Origin of the sequence: Pseudomonas sp. NFR09 (genome assembly GCF_900111535.1) — a bacterium.
GTDB lineage: Bacteria > Pseudomonadota > Gammaproteobacteria > Pseudomonadales > Pseudomonadaceae > Aquipseudomonas > Aquipseudomonas extremorientalis.
In genome coordinates, this window is record NZ_FOIH01000013.1 from 47,292 (window position 1) to 67,753 (window position 20,462).

The following is a 20,462-nucleotide window of genomic DNA, read 5'->3' on the forward strand; positions in this document are numbered from 1 at the left end:
TTTTTCGAGTTCTTCGTCTTCTCCTGCAACTGCAACTGGTTTGCATTAACAGCCGCACACTCTTGCGATCACAGGACTAGGTTCGACGTGAAAAAACTCGCCGTGAACAACAATAAAATCTCCCGCTGGGCGCCGCTGGCCCTGGCGCTTGCGGTCAGTGCCGCGCTGCCTGTGGCCTACGCCGCCGAGGCTATCCACATCAAGGCCCAGTCCCTGGACACAGCGCTGAGCCAGTTGGGCCAGCAGACGTCCCTGCAAGTGTTCTTCAGCCCCGAACTGGTTGCGGGCAAGCAAGCGCCGGCGGTCGACGGCAACCTTTCCCCCGAACAAGCCCTGCGCCAGTTGCTGCAAGGCAGCGGCCTGGACTACCAGATCGATGCCGGCTCCGTGACCCTGCGCCCACTGAACAGCGGCACCGGTGAAGCCGGCTCGCCGCTGGAACTGGGCGCCACCGATATCAAGGTGGTGGGCGACTGGCTCGGCGACGCCAACGCCGAAGTGGTGCAGAACCACCCCGGCGCACGCACGGTGATCCGCCGCGAAGCCATGGTGGAGCAGGGCGCGATGAACGTCGGCGACGTGCTGCGCCGTGTGCCGGGTGTGCAGGTGCAGGAATCCAACGGCACCGGCGGCAGCGATATTTCCCTCAACGTTGGCGTACGTGGCCTGACGTCACGCCTGTCGCCACGTTCCACCGTTTTGATCGACGGTGTACCGGCAGCGTTCGCGCCGTACGGTCAACCGCAATTGTCGATGGCGCCGATATCCGCCGGTAACCTGGACAGTATCGACGTGGTGCGCGGTGCCGGTTCCGTACGCTACGGGCCCCAAAACGTCGGCGGCGTAATCAACTTCGTGACCCGCGCCATCCCCGAGAAGTTTTCCGGTGAAGTCGGTACCACCCTGCAAACCTCCGCCCATGGCGGCTGGAAGCACATCGACAATGCGTTTATCGGCGGCACCGCCGACAACGGCGTCGGCGCCGCCTTGCTGTACTCCGGGGTCAATGGCAACGGTTACCGCAACAGCAACAATTCCAACGACATCGACGACGTGATCTTCAAGACCCACTGGGCGCCGACCGATCAGGACGACTTCTCGCTCAACTTCCATTACTACGACGCCAGCGCCGACATGCCCGGCGGCCTGACGCAGAAGCAGTTCGACGCCAACCCGTACCAATCGGTACGCGACTGGGACAATTTCAGCGGGCGCCGCAAGGACGTATCGTTCAAGTACATCCGCCAGATCGACGACCGTACCCAGGCCGAGGTGCTGACCTATTACTCCGACAGCTTTCGCGGCAGCAACATCGCCAACCGCGACCTGAAGACCCTCGGTTCCTACCCGCGCACCTACTACACCTTCGGCATCGAGCCACGCGTCTCCCGTGTATTCGATGTAGGCCCGAGCACCCAGGAAGTCAGCCTGGGCTATCGCTACCTCAAGGAAGGCATGCATGAGCAGGCGACCAGCCTGAATCTGGTCAACAATGTACCGACGCCAGGCGGACAGAGTGACGGCCATGTCTATCAGGATCGCACCGGGGGCACCGAGGCCAACGCGTTCTACATCGATAACAAGATCGATATCGGCAAGTGGACGGTGACTCCGGGGATCCGTTTCGAAGATATCCGCACCGAATGGCACGACCGTCCGGTGATCGCGTTGAACGGCACCCGCACCCAGGAAAAACGCCGCGAAGTCCACAACAACGAACCGCTGCCCGCATTGAGCGTGATGTACCACGTTTCCGACGCCTGGAAACTGTTCGCCAACTACGAGACCTCGTTTGGCAGCCTGCAGTACTTCCAACTGGGCCAGGGCGGCACCGGCGACCAGACCGCCAACGGCCTGAACCCGGAAAAGGCCAAGACCTACGAGGTGGGTACGCGCTACAACGACAATGTCTGGGGCGGTGAGCTGACGTTCTTCTACATCGACTTCTCGGACGAGCTGCAATACGTCAGCAACGACGTGGGCTGGACCAACCTCGGCGCCACCAAGCACACCGGTATCGAAGCCTCGGCGCACTATGACCTGTCGAACCTGGACCCGCGCCTGGATGGCCTGACCGCCAATGCCGGCTTCACCTACACCAAGGCCACGTCCGAAGGTGACGTGCCGTTCAAGGGCCGTGACCTGCCGCTTTATTCCCGTGAGGTGGCTACCTTGGGCCTGCGTTACGACGTCAACCGCTGGACCCATAACCTGGATGTATACGCCCAGTCCGGCCAGCGTGCGCCAGGTACAACCAGCACCTATATCACCCAAGGTACGGCTGACGGCCAGTTCGGTGATATTCCGGGCTACGTCTCGGTCAACGTGCGCAGTGGCTATGACTTTGGCGAGCAGTTGTCCAACCTGAAACTGGGCGTTGGTGTGAAAAACGTCTTCGACCAACAGCACTACACCCGTTCCAGTGACAACAATGCTGGACTGTACCTTGGCGAGCCGCGAACGTTCTTTGTACAGGCCAGCGTCGGGTTCTGATTCATTGCGAAAGGAAAAGTCGCAGCTCCCTTCAGGGCTGCGATTTTTTTTGCCTGTTTCCTACGTGTGCGCAGCGCATTTGGCTGTCTGTCGCGGAACTGATTCCGACGCAAACCCCACACATGGGCACACCTTATTGGCATCGACGCTAAGTTGAAGCGACAGCCTGAAGGTCACGCTCACTGTATTGGAGAACCTCATGTCGGTATCGACTCTCGATCCAACCGCATCTGCATCAACCACGTACAACCGTGCGCTGGCACACGCCAAGCCTCAGGCTAAACCCGCCAACCCGGCGCCTACAGCGCTGTCTTTCAATGGACATCGCGCCGACAGCGTCAGCTTTCACTTCAGCGAGAATAAGTCTGGCCCTGCGTTTGGTAACGCTCAGCCAACCATGGACGGTCACTTTTCGGGTCAGCACAGCGTGTTCATGCCGCCCAGTTTCTGGGACAGGTTCAAAGAATGGATGACCAGTTGGTTTGGTGGTCACCGGCCACCGATGCATCCAGGCTATAGTAATCCGCCACCAAGGCCGAATCCCGGCTGGAGCAGCCCGCCGCCACGACCGAACCCCAGTGTTGGCAGGCCATGCCCGACCCGACCGTGCGAATCTGATACTGACTACAGCCTGAAGAACCGCGAAGAGTTGATGCGGCTGGTGCGCGACAACTTTACAGCCTTCGAGGACCCCAGGTACCCAGGTAACATAAGCGTTGGCAGCATGAAAGCGAAGGGGGATCGGCCGTTGCTCCCTGAATACGGTCCGAACAAAGAAGAGAACAAGAAAAGGAACCAGGAAACGCTCCTGGCCAGGCAAGTCTTGAAAGATCCGAACCTGATGAATGCCATCTTCCGAAACCCTGTCACAGGCGCACGGGAGCGTCTGGCCAGCCCACAAAGGCTGGACATGCTTGCCAACAGGGAGGACTACTTCACCTACCACAGCGACAAGCAATTGCGCCAAGAAGTGCGTGAGCATTGGGGTCGGAATCCGCGGATCGAAGTCCTTCAGTGGTGGGCGAACAGACCGCTGACGGGTGATTCTGAGCAGGACCATCGGACCCAACTGGCGAAGGAGCTCCTCTTCCATCGCGGCGATCTGGTGCAGAAACTGTTCAGAAAATGACTTCCACATCGGTCCCTGGCCCACGACACCTTTGTGCGGTGCTTGAGGCAAAATCCTCCGAGGTTGAGCAACCTCGCGGTTATCTGCATCAAGCAGCGCGCAATATTGCCGTTGACGCCTTTCGACGCGAAGACTATCGCGAGGCCATGATCCTGGAAGCCTATGAAAAGCGCACGCAGCACACGGACGAGCCGGAGCGTTTCATGCGCGCGATCCAGTTGGCGATGGACAATCGCTTCTCTTGGCTGCGCGATGGTCAGATCAAGCGAAAGGAGTTGATGGACTATCACCCAGTCACAATGGAACCGTTCGTGAAGACCCCGCCACACAGAAAACATCCACCGGTCATTGACTGCCGATGGGGGTCTTCATCTACCGAATCAGGTCTGGACCATGAATTCGACATCATTTGAATCCCTTCAATCCCAGTACAACGTTCCAACCCTGGCTACGCTCGCGCAGGAAGCGGAACGCCCAACCACATCCCCGTTACACGGGGTCAACCTCACATCCTCACCTAAATGCAGCTTCAAGGCGCCCACCGCCGAAGATTTTGACAAAGGCTCTCGGATGTTCATTGAAACACCGGCGCACACCCCTGTGCTTTCAACAGTTGCCAACTTTTTGAAACGGTGGTCCAGCCGCGGCTAGGCGACTTTCCCAGGGCATGGATGGCCCGGTCAGATGAGCAGTTACAAACGATCAAGATTTACTGAGGTATGGAGGGCAGCCTTCGGAACCATTGTTTTGTCGCCGCCACTCAGTTGGCGCTTGGACCGTGTTGATTTCGAGGCATTTTCTTCGATCAAGCTATCAAGGGCCAGGCTACGGAATTTACATAGGTTGGAGGTGAATAATGAGTAGTGGTATCAGAAGTCCGGTAGCAGGAGCGAGCACTGGCCAGTCTCGTTTGGGGGTGGATACCCGCCCACTGGGCACAGCGCTTCCAGCGGCGCGGAGACATAACCTTGGTTTGGTGAACGGCGCCGAGCGGCACGTTGACGGTCAGAATCTGTACGGTGGCATGACCAGGGTTGGGAACCCCTTTGTCAGCTCAGATGATCACTTGGTGGCCACCTTCATTAAGAACAACTTGTCATTATTGGACGAGTTCAAGGAAGACGGCAAACTGACACAGAAGTCTTGGCAGAAGGCCGCTGTTAGCGTGACGATCCCGGAGCGCCTCATGATGGCGGTGGCAGAGTCAATCAACCGTCCTCGACTGAATGCCGCGATTCTCACAAAGAACGGTGAGATCACCAGCGACAGTCTGACCAAGGCTTCCAACTCGCAAGTCGGCAATACCAACCCCAACACCCAGAGCGCAGATCCGTTCCATTCGAAATCCGATGCTCAGGTCATCAAGGCATTCCTGGACAAATTTAATGTGTTGCGGGACAAGTCGCAAGACTTCGATGTCCTCTTTGGTTTAGAGAAACGTCGGTACATGAAAACAGACACAGTTACCTATATCAGCACAGACCCTAATGTAACTGATAAAAACGGCCAACCTGTGCTTGACCCACGCACCGGGTTTCCCTTGAAAAAATTCCCTGAAATAGACGTGTATATGTGCAGGAATATTCAGGAGAGGGGGCTGTTGGACATGATGGATGGTTACAAAGCCAACGGTCACAACCCCTTTGGCAGCCTTAATGACGATGGCTGGTTGAAGAGAAGCAGTATTGAGCGCTTGCATGAATACATGAAAAAAAATCTGGGAGAGAGTTAAAGGCCGGTACGAGCGGCTTGAAAAGCTCAAGCTGCTCGTATCACTTTGCGTTCACACCCGCAGTATTTTGCCACTCACGGTCACCGCCGCCAGCAGCCCTGCGATCAACAGGAAAGCGGTTGCCAGGCTGCTGCCATGGGCGATGAACCCGATCAAGGCCGGCCCGGCCAATATCCCGGCATAACCCAGAGTGGTAATGGCCGGTACAGCAATGTGTTCTGGCATGACGTTCTGTTTGCCCACAGCCGTGTACAGCACCGGGACAATATTGGAGCACCCTGCACCCACCAGTGCATAACCCAACAATGCCATTTCCCACGCTGGAGACAAGGTGGCGAGCAAGGTGCCGGCCGCTGCCAGTGTGCCACCCGCCACAATGACCCGGGTTGCGCCCAGCCGGCGCACGATGGCGTCACCGGTCAACCGCCCGACCGTCATGGTCAGCGCAAATGCTGCGTAGCCCAACCCTGCATAGGCTTCGTCCAGGTCACGTTCGGCACTGAGGAACACGGCGCTCCAGTCGAGCACCGCCCCTTCGGCCAGGAACACGATAAAGCACAGGCAACCGATAAACAGCACCACACCGTGGGGCACGGCAAACGCCGGGCCGGAACTTTCACTGCCATAGGGCAGCAGGTGCGGTGCAGCCTTGAGCAGCGCCGCCAGCGTGATGACGATCACCACCAGGGTCGCCTGCAACGGCGACAGGCCCAGCCCGAGCAAACCCGAGACACCCGCCGCACCGACGATGCCCCCCAGGCTGAACAGCCCATGAAAGCCCGACATCATGGTTTTGCCGCTGGCGCGTTCAACGATCACCGCCTGCAAGTTGACCGTGGAATCCACCGTGCCCAGGCCGGCACCAAACAGGAACAACCCAGCCATCAGTAGCGGAATCGAGCTCACTGTCGCCAGCATCGGCAATGCCAGGCAGATCAGGATCGTGCCGGCGCTCAGTACGCGTCGGCAGCCGAAACGTGAGGCCAATGCACCCGCGGCGGGCATGGCGATGATCGAACCGACCCCCAGGCACAGCAGCAACAGACCCAGCGTGCCTTCGCTCAGCCCGGCACGAGCCTTGGCATACGGCACCAGCGGCGCCCAGGCCGCGATGCCGAAGCCGGCAATGAAGAAAGCGATACGGGTCGACATTTGCTCCAGCCGCCCGGGAACCACGGGCGCTGAGGTGGGGATGGCAGTCATGAAAAATCCTTGGTTTTGCGTTCAACGAACGATGTCCGGCGCGACATCCTTGCACATCAGGCCTTGGTGTGCGAGCCGGGTTCCGTTGGGATTCGGGCTGCCTTGAATTTTATTTTTACAAGCTGGAACGCCAGGGCGGGTTGCAGCCACATACGTCGTATCGAGTTTGTAGGAGGAGGTCTGGAAGGTGTGTAATCCCTGCGGGAACGATTGAACCCCAGGGTTCTCGTGGTGGATTACCACCTTCCAGGCCGCTTCTGAAACTGCGTCAGGCGGGTGGTGTGCAACGGCGGGATCCCACACAATCGAGCAACTCCTTTTTTGCGCTCAACCCATGCCTCGGTGGATGACCTCATGACTCTGTTCTACGACGCTCGCGGCAATATCTATGGTGTGGTCAGCCCGGCTTCATTGAGCAGCAAGGGCATTGATGTACCCGAGAGCGCTGAGCGAGCCGCGGTTGTGCGTACCGCCTGGGCAGCGTCGGCTATCGCCTCGGAATGCAGCTGGGGCTCGGTGCCGCGCCCGGCTGGTGGCAAGGCCCACCGTTGTGATGGCCTGCTGGTGGGGCCGTTCCAGGACACGCCGCCGTTCGATCTGCTGATCGTAAACACCGACGGTTCTTTGGCCGAGCGCAGCGGTAATGGCTTGACGATTTTCGCCCAGGCCCTCACCGACCAGGGCCTGATGACCGAGGCTTGTGAGCTGCGGGTCCATCACGACAAATCGGATGCGCAATCACCGGTCGCCACTCGGGTGGAACCTGCCGTTCGTGACGATATTGCAGGGTTCTGGGTTGAGCTGGGGGTACCTGCCTTCGGGCCGGCGGCGGTGGGCGCGCAGGGGGTTGGGCAGGTGTTTCTTGAGGGTACTGAACTGAGCCATGTCGCCGAGCTGGCGGCGATCAGTCCACAGTGGGCTGCCAGTCAATTCGTGAGGGTGGGCAACCCCCATTGTGTGACGCTGGTCCAGCAGCTCTCGACGTTGCCGGACAACGTACAGATGCTGCTGCCAAACCTGTTCCAGCCCTTGCAGGCGATCGCCTTCGCGCCCCCTGCGGGCGGTGGCCGGCCTTGTGAGGCGGGGGTCAACTTGCAATGGGCGGCGCGCCAGCCTGGCAACCAGGTCATAGCGCGGGTGTTCGAGCGCGGTGAGGGGCCGACCGCGTCTTCCGGCACCAGTGCCAGCGCCGTCGCCTGCGCGGCATGGCGTGCGGGCTGGGTCGAGAACGGTGACGTCGCGGTGGTGATGCCGGGTGGCGTTGCGCCGGTACGCTTGCACACCCAGGGCGAGACGCTGCTCGGCGTCAGTCTATTCGGGACCGCACGGCTGCAGGCCTGAGGTTTTTTAACGGCTGACGCTGTGATTCAGTGTCGGCTGTTTCTGTGTCAGTTAGTTGTTATTAAGAAGGTTAATGTAGGGCATTTCTTATTGTTAAGAAGTGGCACATTGACTCGTTTTATTGTTTTGTAAAAGACACTTCCAACTTCTTTGTACGAATCTTCTTTTTTATTTTAAAACAGCCGATTTTTGCCCGTAATCGCTAAGCTTTGAGGCGTTCAGGGGCTTTTTCTCGGCAGTTTATTCGCACACTTAACGAGGCAAAGCATTCCTGCGTGCTCATTCATTTATGGCGGGTAACAACGGATGGTTAACGCGTTTGTTTCGTCACGTTTCAAACTGATTCTTCCCTGCATGGATACCGACTTTCAGGTGCTGGCATTCAATGGCCGCGAGCGCCTTGACCAGCCTTTTTTCATCCAGGTGCAGGTGGCGAGTGAAAATCCTTTCCTTGACCTTGAGAGGTTGCTCCATCAACCCGCCTACCTGGATTTAGGAATGGACGAAGGGCTGCATGGCCAGGTTTACGCAATCGGCCGGGACGACCCTGGCCGGCGCATCACGCTCTACCACCTGACCCTGGCACCGCGCCTGGCCTACCTTGCACACCGGCGCGACCAGCGGATCTTCCAGCAACGCAGCGTGCCGCAGATTATCGCGGCGGTGCTTGAGCGGCATGGCATCCTGGCGGACGCCTATGCATTCGAGCTTGGTCCCGTGGTGTATCCGCCACGCACGTTCTGTGTGCAGTATGCGGAGAGCGACCTGCACTTCATCCAGCGGCTGTGTGAAGAGGAGGGCATTCATTACCATTTTCGTCACAGCGCGGATGCCCATCTGCTGGTGTTCGGTGATGACCAGACGGTGTTTCGCCGTTTGCCCCAGCAACGCTACTGCCCTGCTGGCGGGCCGCAAGCCGCTACGCAGGTCGTCCAGCGTTTTGATGTGCGCCTGGCCACACGCACCCAGAAGACGGTGCGTCGCGATCATGACTTCGAACACCCTTCATTGCTGCTGCAGGACTGCGCGGGCTCGGCGCCGGCGCAACCTCTCGAGGATTATCGTTACCCAGCGGGATTCACGGGTCATGCCCGGGGCAAGCGCTTGGCGCGGCGGGGCTTGGAGCGTCACCAGCGCGACCGTCTTCGCGCATTGGGCCGCAGTGATCAACCGGCGCTGCGCAGCGGGCATTTCCTTGACTTGCGCGATCACCCCGATCCGTCCTGCAATGACTTGTGGCTGATCACCTCGGTGCGTCACGAAGGTCATCAGCCGCAGGTGCTGGAGGAGGCGACGCCCACGACTGATGGCTTCCATGGGTATCGCAATCGCTTCACCGCGACGCCTTGGCAAGCGGTGCATCGACCGCCCCTCAAACATCCCAAGCCGACCATCCATGGCAGCCAGACCGCAACGGTGACCGGGCCGCCGGGGGAAGACGTGCATTGTGACGCCTATGGCCGGGTAAAGGTACGCTTCCACTGGGACCGCCTGGACAAGGCGGATGATAAAAGCAGTTGCTGGGTTCGGGTTGCATCCGGATGGGCCGGTGACGGGTTCGGTACAACGATGATCCCGCGTGTGGGCATGGAAGTGCTGGTGACCTTCCTTGAAGGGGACCCGGACCAGCCGTTGATCAACGGTTGCCTGCCCAACGCGTCGCACCGGCCGGCCTACCCCTTGCCGCAGCACAAGACCCGCAGCGTCTTGCGCACCCGCAGTACGCAGGGGGGCGAGGGCGCCAACGAGTTGTACCTGGAGGATCGTCGTGGCGAGGAGCTCATTTACCTTCGTGCACAGCGGGACCTGGAGCAGCAGGTCGGCCATGACAGTCGGTTGGAAGTGGCGGGGGAGCGACGGGAAGTCATTCATGGATTGAGTACGGCTCACCTGGCCAGCGAGGAGCATCGTCACATCACCGGCGATCGCAGGATCGTGCTCAAGGCGAGCGACTACCTCGATGTACTAGGTGACAGCCGTACCCATGTGGGGCAGACCCTTATCCTGGAGGCCGGGCAGCAGTTTCATCTCAAGTCCGGTGCCAGCCTGGTGATCGACGCCGGGGCGCAACTGAGCCTCAAGGCGGGGGGCGAGCATCTGGTCATCCAGGCCGGCGGCATCTTCAGCAGTCGCCCCATTACCCTGGGTGGAGCGCCGTCCGTCACCCTGGCGGCGAATGCCTCGGCAGCGATCGACACACCCAGGATCTCCCTGGTGCAAGGCAGCCTCATGAACCTGGCCAGGCAATTGGGCGCCGATTACTGCCCGGTGTGCGAGCGCTGCCGCGAAGGACGGTGTGAACTGCCAGGGAGGGCCGCTTGATGCCAAGGATGCCAGGCCAGTGGATGGACCAACAGCAACAGCGGGGACGACGACTGTGCTTGATCCTTGAGGGGCAGAGCGACGCGCGCGCACCGCTGCTGGAGGTACGCGACTTGCCGGCGTACCGCAGTGTTTACGCCGAGACTGCCGTAGCGGAGTTGGCGGCAGAAGGCCCACTGATTGTGCTGCTGGGCCCGCTGAACGAGCACGCTTTGCTTGGCCTATTGCGGCAACCCGAGACGAACTGGGGCTGGCTGGGCAGTTTACCCGGCGAAGACCTGACGGCAGTGACTCGACACTGGCGTGACAGGCTGCTGGTGGGCCCTGAAGGCGCGCAATCGCTGTACCGCTTCCACGACAACCGTACCCTGGCGCGTGCCCTGGCCCATCTGGGCCAGGATCGCTGGCCGGTATTTTTCGGGCCATTGATCAGCGTGTGCTATTGGCACGAAAACCGCTGGCACACGGCTGACAACCGGGCCCCCGGTGAGTACCCGGTGCCGGATCCCGCGCCCTGGCTGGATGCACCCAACCCAAACGCAGCGGCCATCCTGCACGCCAATATCCTGCGTTACCTGTTGACTGAGCACAGTGAAGATCTGGCGACATTGGTGGAATTTCAAGACCCGCGAATCTGGCTGGCACAGGTACTGGAGCAGGCGCGTGCCTGGCAGTGGCAGGGGCCGGAGCAGCTGGAGTTTCTGGTGGTGCGAAGACTGGAGGAGGCGACTCGGAGCAGTGTTTTGCAGTGGCAGCCCGGGGTCGGTGAAGCGCCTGGGGAGCACTTTGAGCGAGTAGTGGCACAGTGGCGATTGATGGGGGGAAAGCATGAGTAGGCGAAGGTGGGGGGGGGTAATGGTGCTGGGGGTACTCGGGCTGACGGGGTGTGGGGGCAAGCCTGTGGATCGATTTACGTTGGAGGTGGATTTGCCGGCGGAGTTTGAACTCAAGACTGCCGCGAATTATCTGCCCGCTACCGGTGAGACCTGCGCTTTGCCGCGACGCCGAGGTAAGCGACCGGAGCGCAAAGTCTTTTTTACTGATTTCAAAGATGCTGCAAGCCGGGTGAGCTATGAACTGCCGCTGAGTGAAAAAATCGAGGGCTGCCCTTCGGTGCTGAGAAGCCTGGAGTTTGAGTTTTATGCGAAGTGGGGCAAACGGGATACGGACGTGGGTGGGAGTTTTGCCGCTATTTCCATTCGCGACCCCTCGGACGCTGATATACGAGGCATGCCAGTAACGGGTGTTCAGGAGCTACATAAGCAATGTCGGTGGTTGTTCCGTACTGCGGGGCCGCAGCACGTGATCGTCAAGGTTCTTAAATGCAGTTCATCAGGTGCAGCAGTCCCGTTATCCAGACCTGTGCAACGGGATCAGCTACCAGGGAAAACGCTCAGGATGGTGCTGACGATGACCGATGAGGAAGAACCCTATTTTGATAACAACTGGGTCGTTGTTCCCGGTGGATGGAAGCGTTGTAGAGGCAAAAATTTTGAAGATCTGGATGCGTTTTGCAACGGCAATACCACTGACTTCAAACCAATAAAAATGCCGGACGGTCGCATTTGTGATGTCTACCCATCCTGCAAGTAAGCAAGGAGAAGTTCATGAAGATGAATGCACGGAAGCAGGCTTTTTTCAGTGACAGCAAGCCGGCTTGCTCATGGCGAGGGCATTGGGTGAGTTTTTGTCTGGTCGATGAACTCGGCGTTGGGACGGCGTACGGTGGATTGCCTTACACAGTCCATGACAGTGCGGGGCAACAGTACAAGGGCAGGCTGAATGGAGAGGGCTTCGCCCAGTTAGCCAATATTTACTGCGGTCCTGTAATCCTCGTTTTTGACGATCCGTATTCAGGAACAGAACTGTTGTATCAGAGGCTGATGTCGCGCCAGACTTATAAACTTCCAATCACCGAGCTTCAGATTCGTGCTGAGCAAACCCGATTTTCTGCCTCGGATGGTCGGCGGACTGAAAGCAACCCCGCCCAGTTGAAAGCTGACCGTTTTTATCAGGTTGAAGTCCGTGATCTGGTTCGCCATGTCGCCCACTTGCCTCCGATTGCCCAGCGCACTCATCAACCTCGACGACACGCATTGAAAATGCTCGCCGACCTAGGTTTTGGGCCGCCCCAATCGATGCTGGTGGGGATCGTGTTGTTTCCCAACCACCATACCGCGCTGGAGGTTCGGCCGCTGCGAGCCTTGCGCCCGTTGTTTTCCAGCGAAGACAGCTTTTGTGCCTTGAACCTCTATCAATTGGCATTGATGGCAACCTTGAGCTACTGCAATTTCGGGCAAGAACCCGCTCAAGCACCGACTGAGGAGGTTCGATTTCCTTTCGATCCGAGTGTCGGCCATCTATTCGCTGAAAAACTCTCGGGTTTCCACGAGGCATGGCGGGTTGATTCCGAGCAGCAGCAACGCTTCTATCCCGTCTATGAAGACGTCCCTTACTCCCGGCGATTCGAGATCCTGCCCTTCGATCCTGAGTTGTACCCTCAGAACCATCCTGAGCGGGCAGAAGAACAAGAACATCCTGCGCGGTTGCATTTTTTCGACGACGAAAAATTTGGCACTGATACCCAGGCGTTCATCACTCATCACGAAGAGGTGATTCTGATTGCGGTGCGCGGAACAGCCAGCGCTGCTGACGGGCTACGGGACGCTAATGCTCATCAAGTGGCTTTTTTGGAGGGCGTTGGCAAGGCGCACGAAGGTTTCTATCAAGCCTATCAGGCAATGCGCAACTTCATACTCAGTTACCTCAGACAATTTCACACCAACCAAAGAATAATCATCTGCGGCCATAGCCTGGGCGGTGCAATTGCCTTGCTCTTGGCAGAAAGCCTGCGTCGGGCGCCGGGGACCAACTACAACATCCTCCTCTACACCTACGGCGCCCCCCGCGCCGCCGATTCCGAATTCACCGCAGGTGCCTCAACCCTGGTCCACCACCGCATCGTCAACCACAACGACCCCGTCCCCAGCGTCCCGGCCCCATGGATGAACACCACCGCCAAGCTCTGGGTCCCAGGTGCCGTCACGCTGTTCAGCGCCCCCGCGCCGGGTGGGTTGCTGTTCGCCGCCGGCCTGGTACGTTTCGGTGGCAACCCCTACGAGCACCATGGCGAACAATACCATTTCATGCCGATCACGCTCGCGGACGGCACGCATTCTTCGGTGTTGTGGCAACCCGGTTGTGAGTCCATCCAGGAGGCCGGCTGCAACCGGGCGCTGCAACTCAGCGGTGACATGCCTGAACGTGACAACCTGCTCAAGCAGCTGTTCCAGGCCAGCCAGCACTTCATGACCGCCAGCTACATTCCGGCCGCCTGGGCAACACTCCGGCGCTGGCAGCAAACCCAGGAAAGCAATGGGCCCTTGGTAACGCCGAGGGAATTCGAATTGCTTGACCGTGCGCTCGAGACCATGCGCGAGCAATTGCGCAACAAGCGTCGGGAATTGACCCGTCTAAGGGCGGCCAACGACCGGGGTTATGAGCATAACGAAGCCTTGAACGCCGAAATCGACCGTTTGCACACCAGTCGCGAGCGCCTTGCGACCCTGCGTTGGCGCCGTCTGGAAGCCCGTGATGTCTATGGTAGTCATGCCCATGGTGCCCACTTGGCAACGAGCCTCAAGCGCTGGTTCAGCCACCGTGAAAATCGCGAGCTGTCACAGGTCGCCCGTATCCCTCCCGCTCTGGATAACGACAGGGGGAGGGCACATACGCTGGATATTGACTCGATTGTCTGACCGAGGTGTTTACGCAAACTCTACCTGGGCTGGCCGGCGTGTCATCAACACCTTGCCGTTGCGGATCGAGTACAGCGGCAGGCCCTGACTGCGGATCACCTCGTAGTCGCTGTCCGCCGAGAGGATCAACAGGTTGGCCGGGCGTCCCTGCTCCAGACCGTAGCGGTCACCCAGGGCCATGGCTTTGGCGCTGTTGTCGGTGACCAGGTCGAGGGCACTTTGCAGGTTGCGATAGCCGAGCATGTGGCAGATGTGCAAACCGGCTTCGAGTACCCGCAGGATGTTGCCGTTGCCCAGTGGGTACCAGGGATCGACGATGGAGTCTTGGCCGAAGCACACATTCATGCCGGCCTCGAGCAGTTCGTTGACCCGGGTGACGCCACGGCGTTTTGGGAAGCTGTCGAAGCGACCTTGGAGGTGAATGCTCTCGGTGGGGCAGGAAACGAAGCTGATACCGGAATGTCCCAGCAGGCGAAAGAGCTTGGCGCAGTAGGCGTTGTCGTAGGAACCCATGGCGGTGGTGTGGCTGGCAGTGACGCGGGCGCCCATGTCGCGGCTGCGGGCCTCTTCGGCCAGTACTTCGAGAAAGCGCGAATGTGGGTCGTCGGTTTCGTCGCAGTGCACATCCACCAGGCAGCCGGTGCGTTCGGCCAGGTCCATCAGGAACTTCACCGAGCTCACGCCCTGGTCGCGGGTGTATTCAAAGTGCGGGATGCCGCCGATCACATCGGCGCCCAGGCGGATGGCCTCTTCCATCAGTTCGCGGCCATTGCGGTACGACTCGATGCCTTCCTGGGGGAACGCGACGATCTGCAGGTCTATCAGGTGTGTGCTTTCCTCGCGTACTTCCAGCATGGCCTTGAGCGCGGTGAGGTCCGGGTCAGTGACGTCGACGTGGGTACGTACATGCTGGATACCGTGGGCGGCCAGGGCCTGGATAGTCTTTTTGGCGCGGGTCTTGGTGTCTTCCTGGGTGATGGTGGCCTTGCGTTCGCCCCAGCACTCGATGCCTTCGAACAGGGTGCCGCTCATGTTCCAGCGTGGTTCGCCGGCGGTCAGCGTGGCGTCGAGGTGGATATGCGGTTCGACAAAGGGCGGGATCACCAGGTTGCCGGCGGCGTCCAGGTCCCCCGCGCCCAGGTGCGGTACTGTCGATTGCGCGGTGATACTGGCGATCCGGCCATGTTCCAGGTGCAGATCATGCAGGCCTTCACGGTTGCGCAGGCGGGCGTTGATGATGTGCATGGGCAAGTTCCTCTTGGCTAAAACAATCAGGCAGACAGTCGCCAGATCATCAGCGCAATGCCGATGTCCAGGCGATCATATGAATTATCCAGCGTCAGCCCGCACAAGGCTTCGATGCGCTGGACACGGTGTGTCAGGGTGTTGCGGTGCACGGCGAGCCGCTGGGCGGCGGCCACCAGGTTACCATTCTCGTGAAACCAGGCTTCCAGGGTCGGCATCAGGTTGGGGCCATGCTGCGCGTCGTGGCGCAGCAAGGGGCCGAGGCGTTCATGGAGGAATTGATCGAGCAGGGCGCGATCACGCACGCCACTGAGTAACTTGAGTACGCCCAATTCGTCGTACACGCACAGCCCGGCGCGCTCGCTGAAACGCCGCGCAGCCGCCAGTGCCTGGCGTGCTTCATCCTGCGCCTGGGCCAGGCGTGCCGGTGGATGCGCGGCGGCGCTGAGGCCGATAAACAATTTGAGCGGCGCCAGTCGCAGATTCAGCGGGTTGAGCCAGCTGGCCAGGTGCTGGCGGTTGACCAAGGCGGCGACGGCATCCGAGGCCGGCAGCAGCAGCGTCCATTGGCCGGCCCGCCCAAGTACCGGCAACCCCGCCGACACCTGGCGCAAGCGCCGGTTGATGGCGTCATGTTGCCGCGCCAGTTGTACCTCGACCGCCGCCGCGTCGCCTTGGGCAAACAGCAGCTCACTGCCTTCCAGCTGCAGTTGCACCACCTGCCAATGCCCGGCCAACGACAGGCCTAACTGTCCGCCACGGTGCAGCAGCAAATCCAGGGACTGATAATCGCCCGTCAGCAAACGCTCCAGCACATCGTGCCGCGAGCGACCCAACTGCTCGGACTGGATCAGCGCCGAACCAATAGCCTGGGTCACCAGCACCATTTTCAGCGAGTAGGGCTGTTCGATCAGCGGCATGCCAGCGGCTTCGGCAGCCTCCAGCAAACGCTGGGGGATCGCCTGGATGTACGCAGGCCCCGTGAGGATCACCAACCCGGCCACCTGACGCTCGCAGGCTTCCTCCAGCAGTTGCATCAAGTTGCCTTCGTCGCGCGGGTGGTTGATCCCGGTGACGAATACCAGCTCGCCGCCCAATACCCACTCGGCAATCCCGCTGTTTTCCGCCACATAGGGCCAGCGTACGCCGTTCTCCAGGCCAGCGGTGCCGGCGCGCAGGCGCATGGATTCCAGGCCCGGCAGGGCCAGCACATCGGCGATGGTCAGGCTCATGCCTGGGCGTCAACCAAGGGTGCCCGCACGCGCAGCACGGCGGTGAGCGCGATGTAGGTCAGCGACGCGGCCACGATACCCACCAACGGCGCGACCCAGGGCGAGTTGAACGCCAGCACCGTGCCCACCGCGTAGGCCACCAGCCCTGGCCAGTTGAACGCTGGCAGGCGTGCGTCGGCCAGGCGTGGATAGTGGCCGCGATAGCGGTAGAAGAAGTCCGCCATGATCACCCCGCCAATCGGTGGGATCACCGTGCCCAGCAGAATCAGGTACGGCACCAGCATGTCGTACATGCCCAGCAACGCCAGCAGGGTGCCGATCACCGCACCGGCCAGGGTTACGGTCTTGCGGCGTTTGGTGCGCAGCAGATTGCAGCCGGCCACGGCGAAGTTGTAGATGGTGTTGTCCTGGGTGCTCCAGATATTGAGCAGCAACATGGCCATTGCCGCCATGGCAAAGCCTTGCAGCAGCATCACTTCGACCACGTCCGGTTGCTGATAGACGATGGCGCCGTAGGCACCGATCAGCACCATCAAGCCGTTGCCGATAAAAAAACCGATCAGGCTGGCCAGCACCGCCACCTTGGCCGAGCGCGAAAAGCGTGTCCAGTTGGTGGCCTGGGTCGCACCGCTGACAAAGGTGCCGAACACCAGGGTGATTGCCGTGGACAAGTCCAACTCACCGGTAGGCACCACCGCGAGCAGCCCATCCAGCCCGCCGACCTTTACCGTGGCTACCCACATCGACAGAAACAGCAGGATGCCCATGGCCGGCACCGCGACGTAGGACAGAATCTCCAGCCCGCGATAACCAATGTAGGCCGTGGCACAGAACACCAGGCCAAATACCACCATCAACGCCAGCACGCTGCCCTGGCTGAGTTCGAAATACTTGCCCAGCACCACTGCGGCGGTGGCCGTGCCCCAGGCGTACCAGCCGATCTGGGTGAAGCCGAGGATCAAATCGCTGAGCTTGCTGCCCACTTCGCCAAAGCAGAAACGCCCCATCAACACCGAGTTCAGCCCGCTCTTGAACGCGATGTAACCCAGGCCTGCGGCGTAGATGCCCAACAGCAGGTTACCCAGGGCCACGACGCCGAGCATGTCGGTGAAACTGAACGCCACTCCTAGCTTGCCGCCGGCAAACATGGTCGCGGTAAAAAACGTAAAGCCCAACAGCACCATGGCGGTCGACGCCAGGCCTTTGCGCGCATGCATCGGGACTTCGCTAAGGGGATAATCGTTGCCCGGTTCTTGCTGCGTCATGTGCCTTGCTCCCTGAATGAGTGACGCAGGCCTATTGCACCGTGCGTGCCAAGGCGGCAGCAGTGGCGAGCGCACGATGGGCGCTGTGCACCGTGCACAGTATTTATAGCCAAACAGGGGGGAAATGCCTTGAGGAAAGGTCGCAGTGCCCAATCGGGCACGAAAGCGGTGCAGCAGTGATACAAATTGGATCAGTCGAACAGCGTGTGGGTGGTCTCGCCACGATGGAAGGCGAACGCTGCCTCCAGATCACTTTCGATGGTGCGCCCGCGAGACAGCGGCGGCAGCTCGTCCAGGCGGAAAAAACCCACCTCGGTGGTCTCGAAGCCTGCCATCGGTGCCGACTGATCCACGGGTTCGCACAGGAAATACAGCTTGTAGAAATCCCGTACGTCCGGCCGATACAAGCCCTTGGCCTTGTGCGTGACGCTGTACAACGCCCGGGCCGTCACCGTCAGCCCGGCTTCCTCGCGAATTTCCTTGACGATGTTTTCCGCCGCCGACAAGCCGATATCGGCGTAACCGCCTGGTAACGCCCAGCAGCCATCGGTCAACTCGCGCACCAGCAGAATCCGGTCTCCCTCAATCACCGCGCCGCGCACGTCGATCATCGGCGTCGAGTAACGCTGGGCGAAGTCGCTGACCAACCCGGTGATACGCTCCAGGGGCACATTGCCCAGCTGCGCAAGCATGCTGTGGGCAATCTCGGCAATTTCCTCCAGGCGTTCACGCTCGAAATCATCGGTGCAGAAGTGCAGGCCCGTGGAGGCCAATGCCTGCAAGCGTTTGGCCTGGGCCAGCCAGGTGTTTTCCATACATTCCTCATCGGTGTGCGAAAGGCGGGCAGATCGAAGGGTGCAATACCAGGCACAAAAAAACCACCGCGAGGGTGGCTTTTTCCTACCGAAGGCTTATTCGCCGCGATAGATGCAACCGCTGGTGCAGGTCTCGTGGATACGAATCGCACTGAGCTCAGGCAGCAGGGGTTTCAACTCATTCCAGATCCACTTGGCCAGCACTTCGCTGGTGGGATTTTCCAGGCCGGGGATGTCATTGAGGTAGTTGTGGTCGAGGCGTTCGTAGAGCGGCTTGAAAATCGCCTTGATCTCCGAGAAGTCGCGAATCCAGCCGGTATGGGGATCCAGGTCGCCGCTCAGGTGGATCGCCACCTTGAACGAATGCCCATGCAGGCGCCCGCATTTGTGGCCTTCCGGTACGTGGGGCAGGCGGTGGGCGGATTCGAATGTAAATTCCTTGAAGATTTCCACAGTGTTTTCAGCTCGGTCGGTGTCTGGCAGCCGGCGAGTTTAACAGCTTGATCCCTCGCCGCGCATACCGTCCCTCTGTACACGCCGGCTTGCCGGCGAATAAAGATTGCCTGTGGCGAGCGGGCTTGCCCCGCGTTGGGCCGCGAAGCAGCCCCAAAACCAGCAGCCGAAGAGTGCCCGACTCACCGCATTCCTCCTTCCAGGGTCGCTTCGCAACCCAACGCGGGACAAGCCCGCTCGCCACAGTCGCAGTGTTCACACTAATCGGGTGGTCCCCCCCAAACCCCTGCCGGATTCCGGCCCGCGTCTACAGGACCTGCAGTCGCTCGCCCAATCCGCCGTTATCCGCCAGCTCCAGAAACTCATCGCCCAGCTTTCGGCTTTCACTCATCGCGGTCTGCCAGTACTGGTTGCGGCTCGCGTCGTCGCCCATGAAGCGCTTGAAGTCGCTGCGGTCCGGCAATTTGCCGTGGGGCAGGCGGGCCAGGTAGTCCCTGGAGGGAGCCAGCAGCAACACATCCTGCAGGCCTTGCTGGTTACTGCGGCGCCACGGCAGGCCCTTGTCGAACCAGCCGGGGATGACCCGGTCGGTGAAGTGTGGGTACAGCACGATGTCATCGCCGTGGTAGGGCAGGTCGAGGTGGTAGTCCAGCAGGCCGCCGTCGCGGTAGGTGCCGGCGCCTGCGCCCGGCAGGTCGCGCACGCCTTGCATCACCATGGGGATCGACCCTGAGGCCAGCAGTGCCTGGCGCAGGTTGCCCAGTTCCAGGGGCAGGAAGCGCGAGGGGAAGTCCTTCAGCGGATGCACCGGTGGCGCCTGGCGCGGGTCGTGGATGATCAGCCGTTCGAAGTGCCGCGACAGCCGTGCGCGGCCGCGCAGGTTATCGGCAATCACCGATGACAGCCCCAGCCCGAGCCGCCCGCGATGGTCGTCGGCCAGCAGGCCGTGGCTCTTGACCACCATGATGTTTAGGCGGTAATCCGGGTTGTCCAGCACCCGTGCATCGCGGCCGGCGAGCAAGTCGTCGAGCATGCGCTGGCAGCTCTGGGTGACTTCGGCCATGGTCACGCCTTTGGCAAAACGCTGTTCGTTATACAGGCGGCCCAGGTCCAGCAAGCCTTGCACCGGGTCGGGCAGGCAGGCGCTGGCAAACCGCCAGGAGCCAATCGAGGCCCCGATCAGCGCACGTTCCCGTGGTGCGCGGGGCAGCCAGTCGCCGAACAGCGCCAGGTCCAGGCCCTGGATGCCGAGTGCCTTCGGGCCGCCGGCCGCGCCGGGCAGGATGCCCACCTCGGCAGGCGTGAGGCCTTGTTCACGAATGCGCGCAAAGGCGCGTTTGCCGGCCTTGAGGGTCAAGGCGGGAAACTTGATGTGGATGGCTGTCATACCGGTCTCTGTCCGAGCGAGCGGGGCATTATAGAAAATCTCGTGGAATGTGGGGCAAAGGCCTGGGTGAGAATTGCCATGGTGGCA

At 60.4% G+C, this 20,462-nt stretch carries 15 protein-coding genes and 1 pseudogene; 9 read left to right on the plus strand and 7 right to left on the minus strand.

Annotated features, from left to right (window positions below):
• Nucleotides 1-87: 87 nt before the first annotated feature.
• The 4 genes and pseudogenes from BMX59_RS25310 to BMX59_RS25330 all read left to right on the plus strand — a co-directional run bounded on the left by BMX59_RS25310 (nt 88) and on the right by BMX59_RS25330 (nt 5,354).
• Entirely contained in the window at nt 88-2,493 is a 2,406-nt protein-coding gene (locus BMX59_RS25310; protein ID WP_093127118.1) for a TonB-dependent siderophore receptor, read from the plus strand.
• A gap of 199 nt (nt 2,494-2,692) precedes the next feature.
• Complete coding sequence (locus tag BMX59_RS30320; RefSeq protein ID WP_139212930.1) at nt 2,693-3,622, plus strand: type III secretion effector protein; 930 nt, start codon at nt 2,693-2,695, stop codon at nt 3,620-3,622.
• A gap of 15 nt (nt 3,623-3,637) precedes the next feature.
• Nucleotides 3,638-3,846, plus strand: a pseudogene (locus tag BMX59_RS30900) (RNA polymerase subunit sigma-24); the annotation flags it as partial.
• A 632-nt stretch (nt 3,847-4,478) separates the two neighbouring features.
• The gene (locus tag BMX59_RS25330) at nt 4,479-5,354 is read left to right on the plus strand and encodes a hypothetical protein (protein ID WP_256572998.1); all 876 of its coding nucleotides are present in this window, start codon (nt 4,479-4,481) and stop codon (nt 5,352-5,354) included.
• Nucleotides 5,355-5,405: 51 nt separating this feature from the next.
• Here BMX59_RS25330 and BMX59_RS25335 read toward each other — a convergent pair whose 3' ends face one another.
• Entirely contained in the window at nt 5,406-6,557 is a 1,152-nt protein-coding gene (locus tag BMX59_RS25335; protein ID WP_093127129.1) for an MFS transporter, read from the minus strand.
• Between the two features lie 354 nt (nt 6,558-6,911).
• On the opposite strand from BMX59_RS25335, the gene BMX59_RS25340 reads away from it, so the two are divergent.
• From BMX59_RS25340 to BMX59_RS25360, 5 genes are all read left to right on the plus strand, one after another.
• Nucleotides 6,912-7,898, plus strand: a complete 987-nt coding sequence (locus BMX59_RS25340; RefSeq protein WP_093127132.1) for a diaminopimelate epimerase — start codon at nt 6,912-6,914, stop codon at nt 7,896-7,898.
• A gap of 306 nt (nt 7,899-8,204) precedes the next feature.
• Complete coding sequence (locus tag BMX59_RS25345; protein ID WP_093127135.1) at nt 8,205-10,220, plus strand: type VI secretion system Vgr family protein; 2,016 nt, start codon at nt 8,205-8,207, stop codon at nt 10,218-10,220.
• Nucleotides 10,220-11,056: a DUF4123 domain-containing protein gene (locus BMX59_RS25350; protein ID WP_093127138.1), complete on the plus strand. Its 837-nt coding sequence runs from the start codon at nt 10,220-10,222 to the stop codon at nt 11,054-11,056. Before BMX59_RS25345 ends, BMX59_RS25350 begins: the two co-directional genes overlap by 1 nt.
• Nucleotides 11,049-11,813: a hypothetical protein gene (locus BMX59_RS25355; RefSeq protein ID WP_170856119.1), complete on the plus strand. Its 765-nt coding sequence runs from the start codon at nt 11,049-11,051 to the stop codon at nt 11,811-11,813. The genes BMX59_RS25350 and BMX59_RS25355 overlap by 8 nt, the downstream gene beginning before the upstream one ends.
• A 14-nt stretch (nt 11,814-11,827) precedes the next feature.
• Complete coding sequence (locus BMX59_RS25360; RefSeq protein ID WP_093127142.1) at nt 11,828-13,978, plus strand: lipase family protein; 2,151 nt, start codon at nt 11,828-11,830, stop codon at nt 13,976-13,978.
• Nucleotides 13,979-13,987: 9 nt separating this feature from the next.
• Here the strand turns inward: BMX59_RS25360 and codA are convergent, their stop codons facing one another.
• The 6 genes from codA to BMX59_RS30575 form a co-directional block, all read right to left on the minus strand.
• The gene (gene codA, locus BMX59_RS25365; RefSeq protein WP_071489693.1) at nt 13,988-15,223 is read right to left on the minus strand and encodes a cytosine deaminase; all 1,236 of its coding nucleotides are present in this window, start codon (nt 15,221-15,223) and stop codon (nt 13,988-13,990) included.
• Between the two features lie 26 nt (nt 15,224-15,249).
• The gene (locus tag BMX59_RS25370; RefSeq protein ID WP_093127145.1) at nt 15,250-16,455 is read right to left on the minus strand and encodes a PucR family transcriptional regulator; all 1,206 of its coding nucleotides are present in this window, start codon (nt 16,453-16,455) and stop codon (nt 15,250-15,252) included.
• The gene (codB, locus tag BMX59_RS25375; protein WP_093127148.1) at nt 16,452-17,720 is read right to left on the minus strand and encodes a cytosine permease; all 1,269 of its coding nucleotides are present in this window, start codon (nt 17,718-17,720) and stop codon (nt 16,452-16,454) included. Before codB ends, BMX59_RS25370 begins: the two co-directional genes overlap by 4 nt.
• A 191-nt stretch (nt 17,721-17,911) precedes the next feature.
• Nucleotides 17,912-18,535 (minus strand): NUDIX hydrolase, encoded by a 624-nt coding sequence (locus tag BMX59_RS25380; RefSeq protein ID WP_071489690.1) that lies wholly within the window; start codon nt 18,533-18,535, stop codon nt 17,912-17,914.
• A gap of 96 nt (nt 18,536-18,631) precedes the next feature.
• On the minus strand, nt 18,632-18,988 hold the full coding sequence (gene queD, locus BMX59_RS25385) for a 6-carboxytetrahydropterin synthase QueD (RefSeq protein ID WP_003190259.1): 357 nt from the start codon (nt 18,986-18,988) through the stop codon (nt 18,632-18,634).
• 307 nt (nt 18,989-19,295) lie between these two features.
• Entirely contained in the window at nt 19,296-20,375 is a 1,080-nt protein-coding gene (locus BMX59_RS30575; protein ID WP_093127151.1) for a patatin-like phospholipase domain-containing protein, read from the minus strand.
• Nucleotides 20,376-20,462: the final 87 nt, after the last annotated feature.

What these genes read in the sequence shown, in the direction of transcription:
- BMX59_RS25335 (WP_093127129.1), bottom strand. Translation starts at nt 6,557, where the DNA reads ATGACTGCCATCCCCACCTCAGCGCCCGTGGTTCCCGGGCGGCTGGAG.
- codB (WP_093127148.1), bottom strand. Translation starts at nt 17,720, where the DNA reads ATGACGCAGCAAGAACCGGGCAACGATTATCCCCTTAGCGAAGTCCCG.
- codA (WP_071489693.1), bottom strand. Translation starts at nt 15,223, where the DNA reads ATGCACATCATCAACGCCCGCCTGCGCAACCGTGAAGGCCTGCATGAT.
- BMX59_RS30575 (WP_093127151.1), bottom strand. Translation starts at nt 20,375, where the DNA reads ATGACAGCCATCCACATCAAGTTTCCCGCCTTGACCCTCAAGGCCGGC.
- BMX59_RS30320 (WP_139212930.1), top strand. Translation starts at nt 2,693, where the DNA reads ATGTCGGTATCGACTCTCGATCCAACCGCATCTGCATCAACCACGTAC.
- BMX59_RS25330 (WP_256572998.1), top strand. Translation starts at nt 4,479, where the DNA reads ATGAGTAGTGGTATCAGAAGTCCGGTAGCAGGAGCGAGCACTGGCCAG.
- BMX59_RS25340 (WP_093127132.1), top strand. Translation starts at nt 6,912, where the DNA reads ATGACTCTGTTCTACGACGCTCGCGGCAATATCTATGGTGTGGTCAGC.
- BMX59_RS25380 (WP_071489690.1), bottom strand. Translation starts at nt 18,535, where the DNA reads ATGGAAAACACCTGGCTGGCCCAGGCCAAACGCTTGCAGGCATTGGCC.
- BMX59_RS25370 (WP_093127145.1), bottom strand. Translation starts at nt 16,455, where the DNA reads ATGAGCCTGACCATCGCCGATGTGCTGGCCCTGCCGGGCCTGGAATCC.
- BMX59_RS25360 (WP_093127142.1), top strand. Translation starts at nt 11,828, where the DNA reads ATGAAGATGAATGCACGGAAGCAGGCTTTTTTCAGTGACAGCAAGCCG.
- BMX59_RS25355 (WP_170856119.1), top strand. Translation starts at nt 11,049, where the DNA reads ATGAGTAGGCGAAGGTGGGGGGGGGTAATGGTGCTGGGGGTACTCGGG.
- BMX59_RS25350 (WP_093127138.1), top strand. Translation starts at nt 10,220, where the DNA reads ATGCCAAGGATGCCAGGCCAGTGGATGGACCAACAGCAACAGCGGGGA.
- BMX59_RS25345 (WP_093127135.1), top strand. Translation starts at nt 8,205, where the DNA reads ATGGTTAACGCGTTTGTTTCGTCACGTTTCAAACTGATTCTTCCCTGC.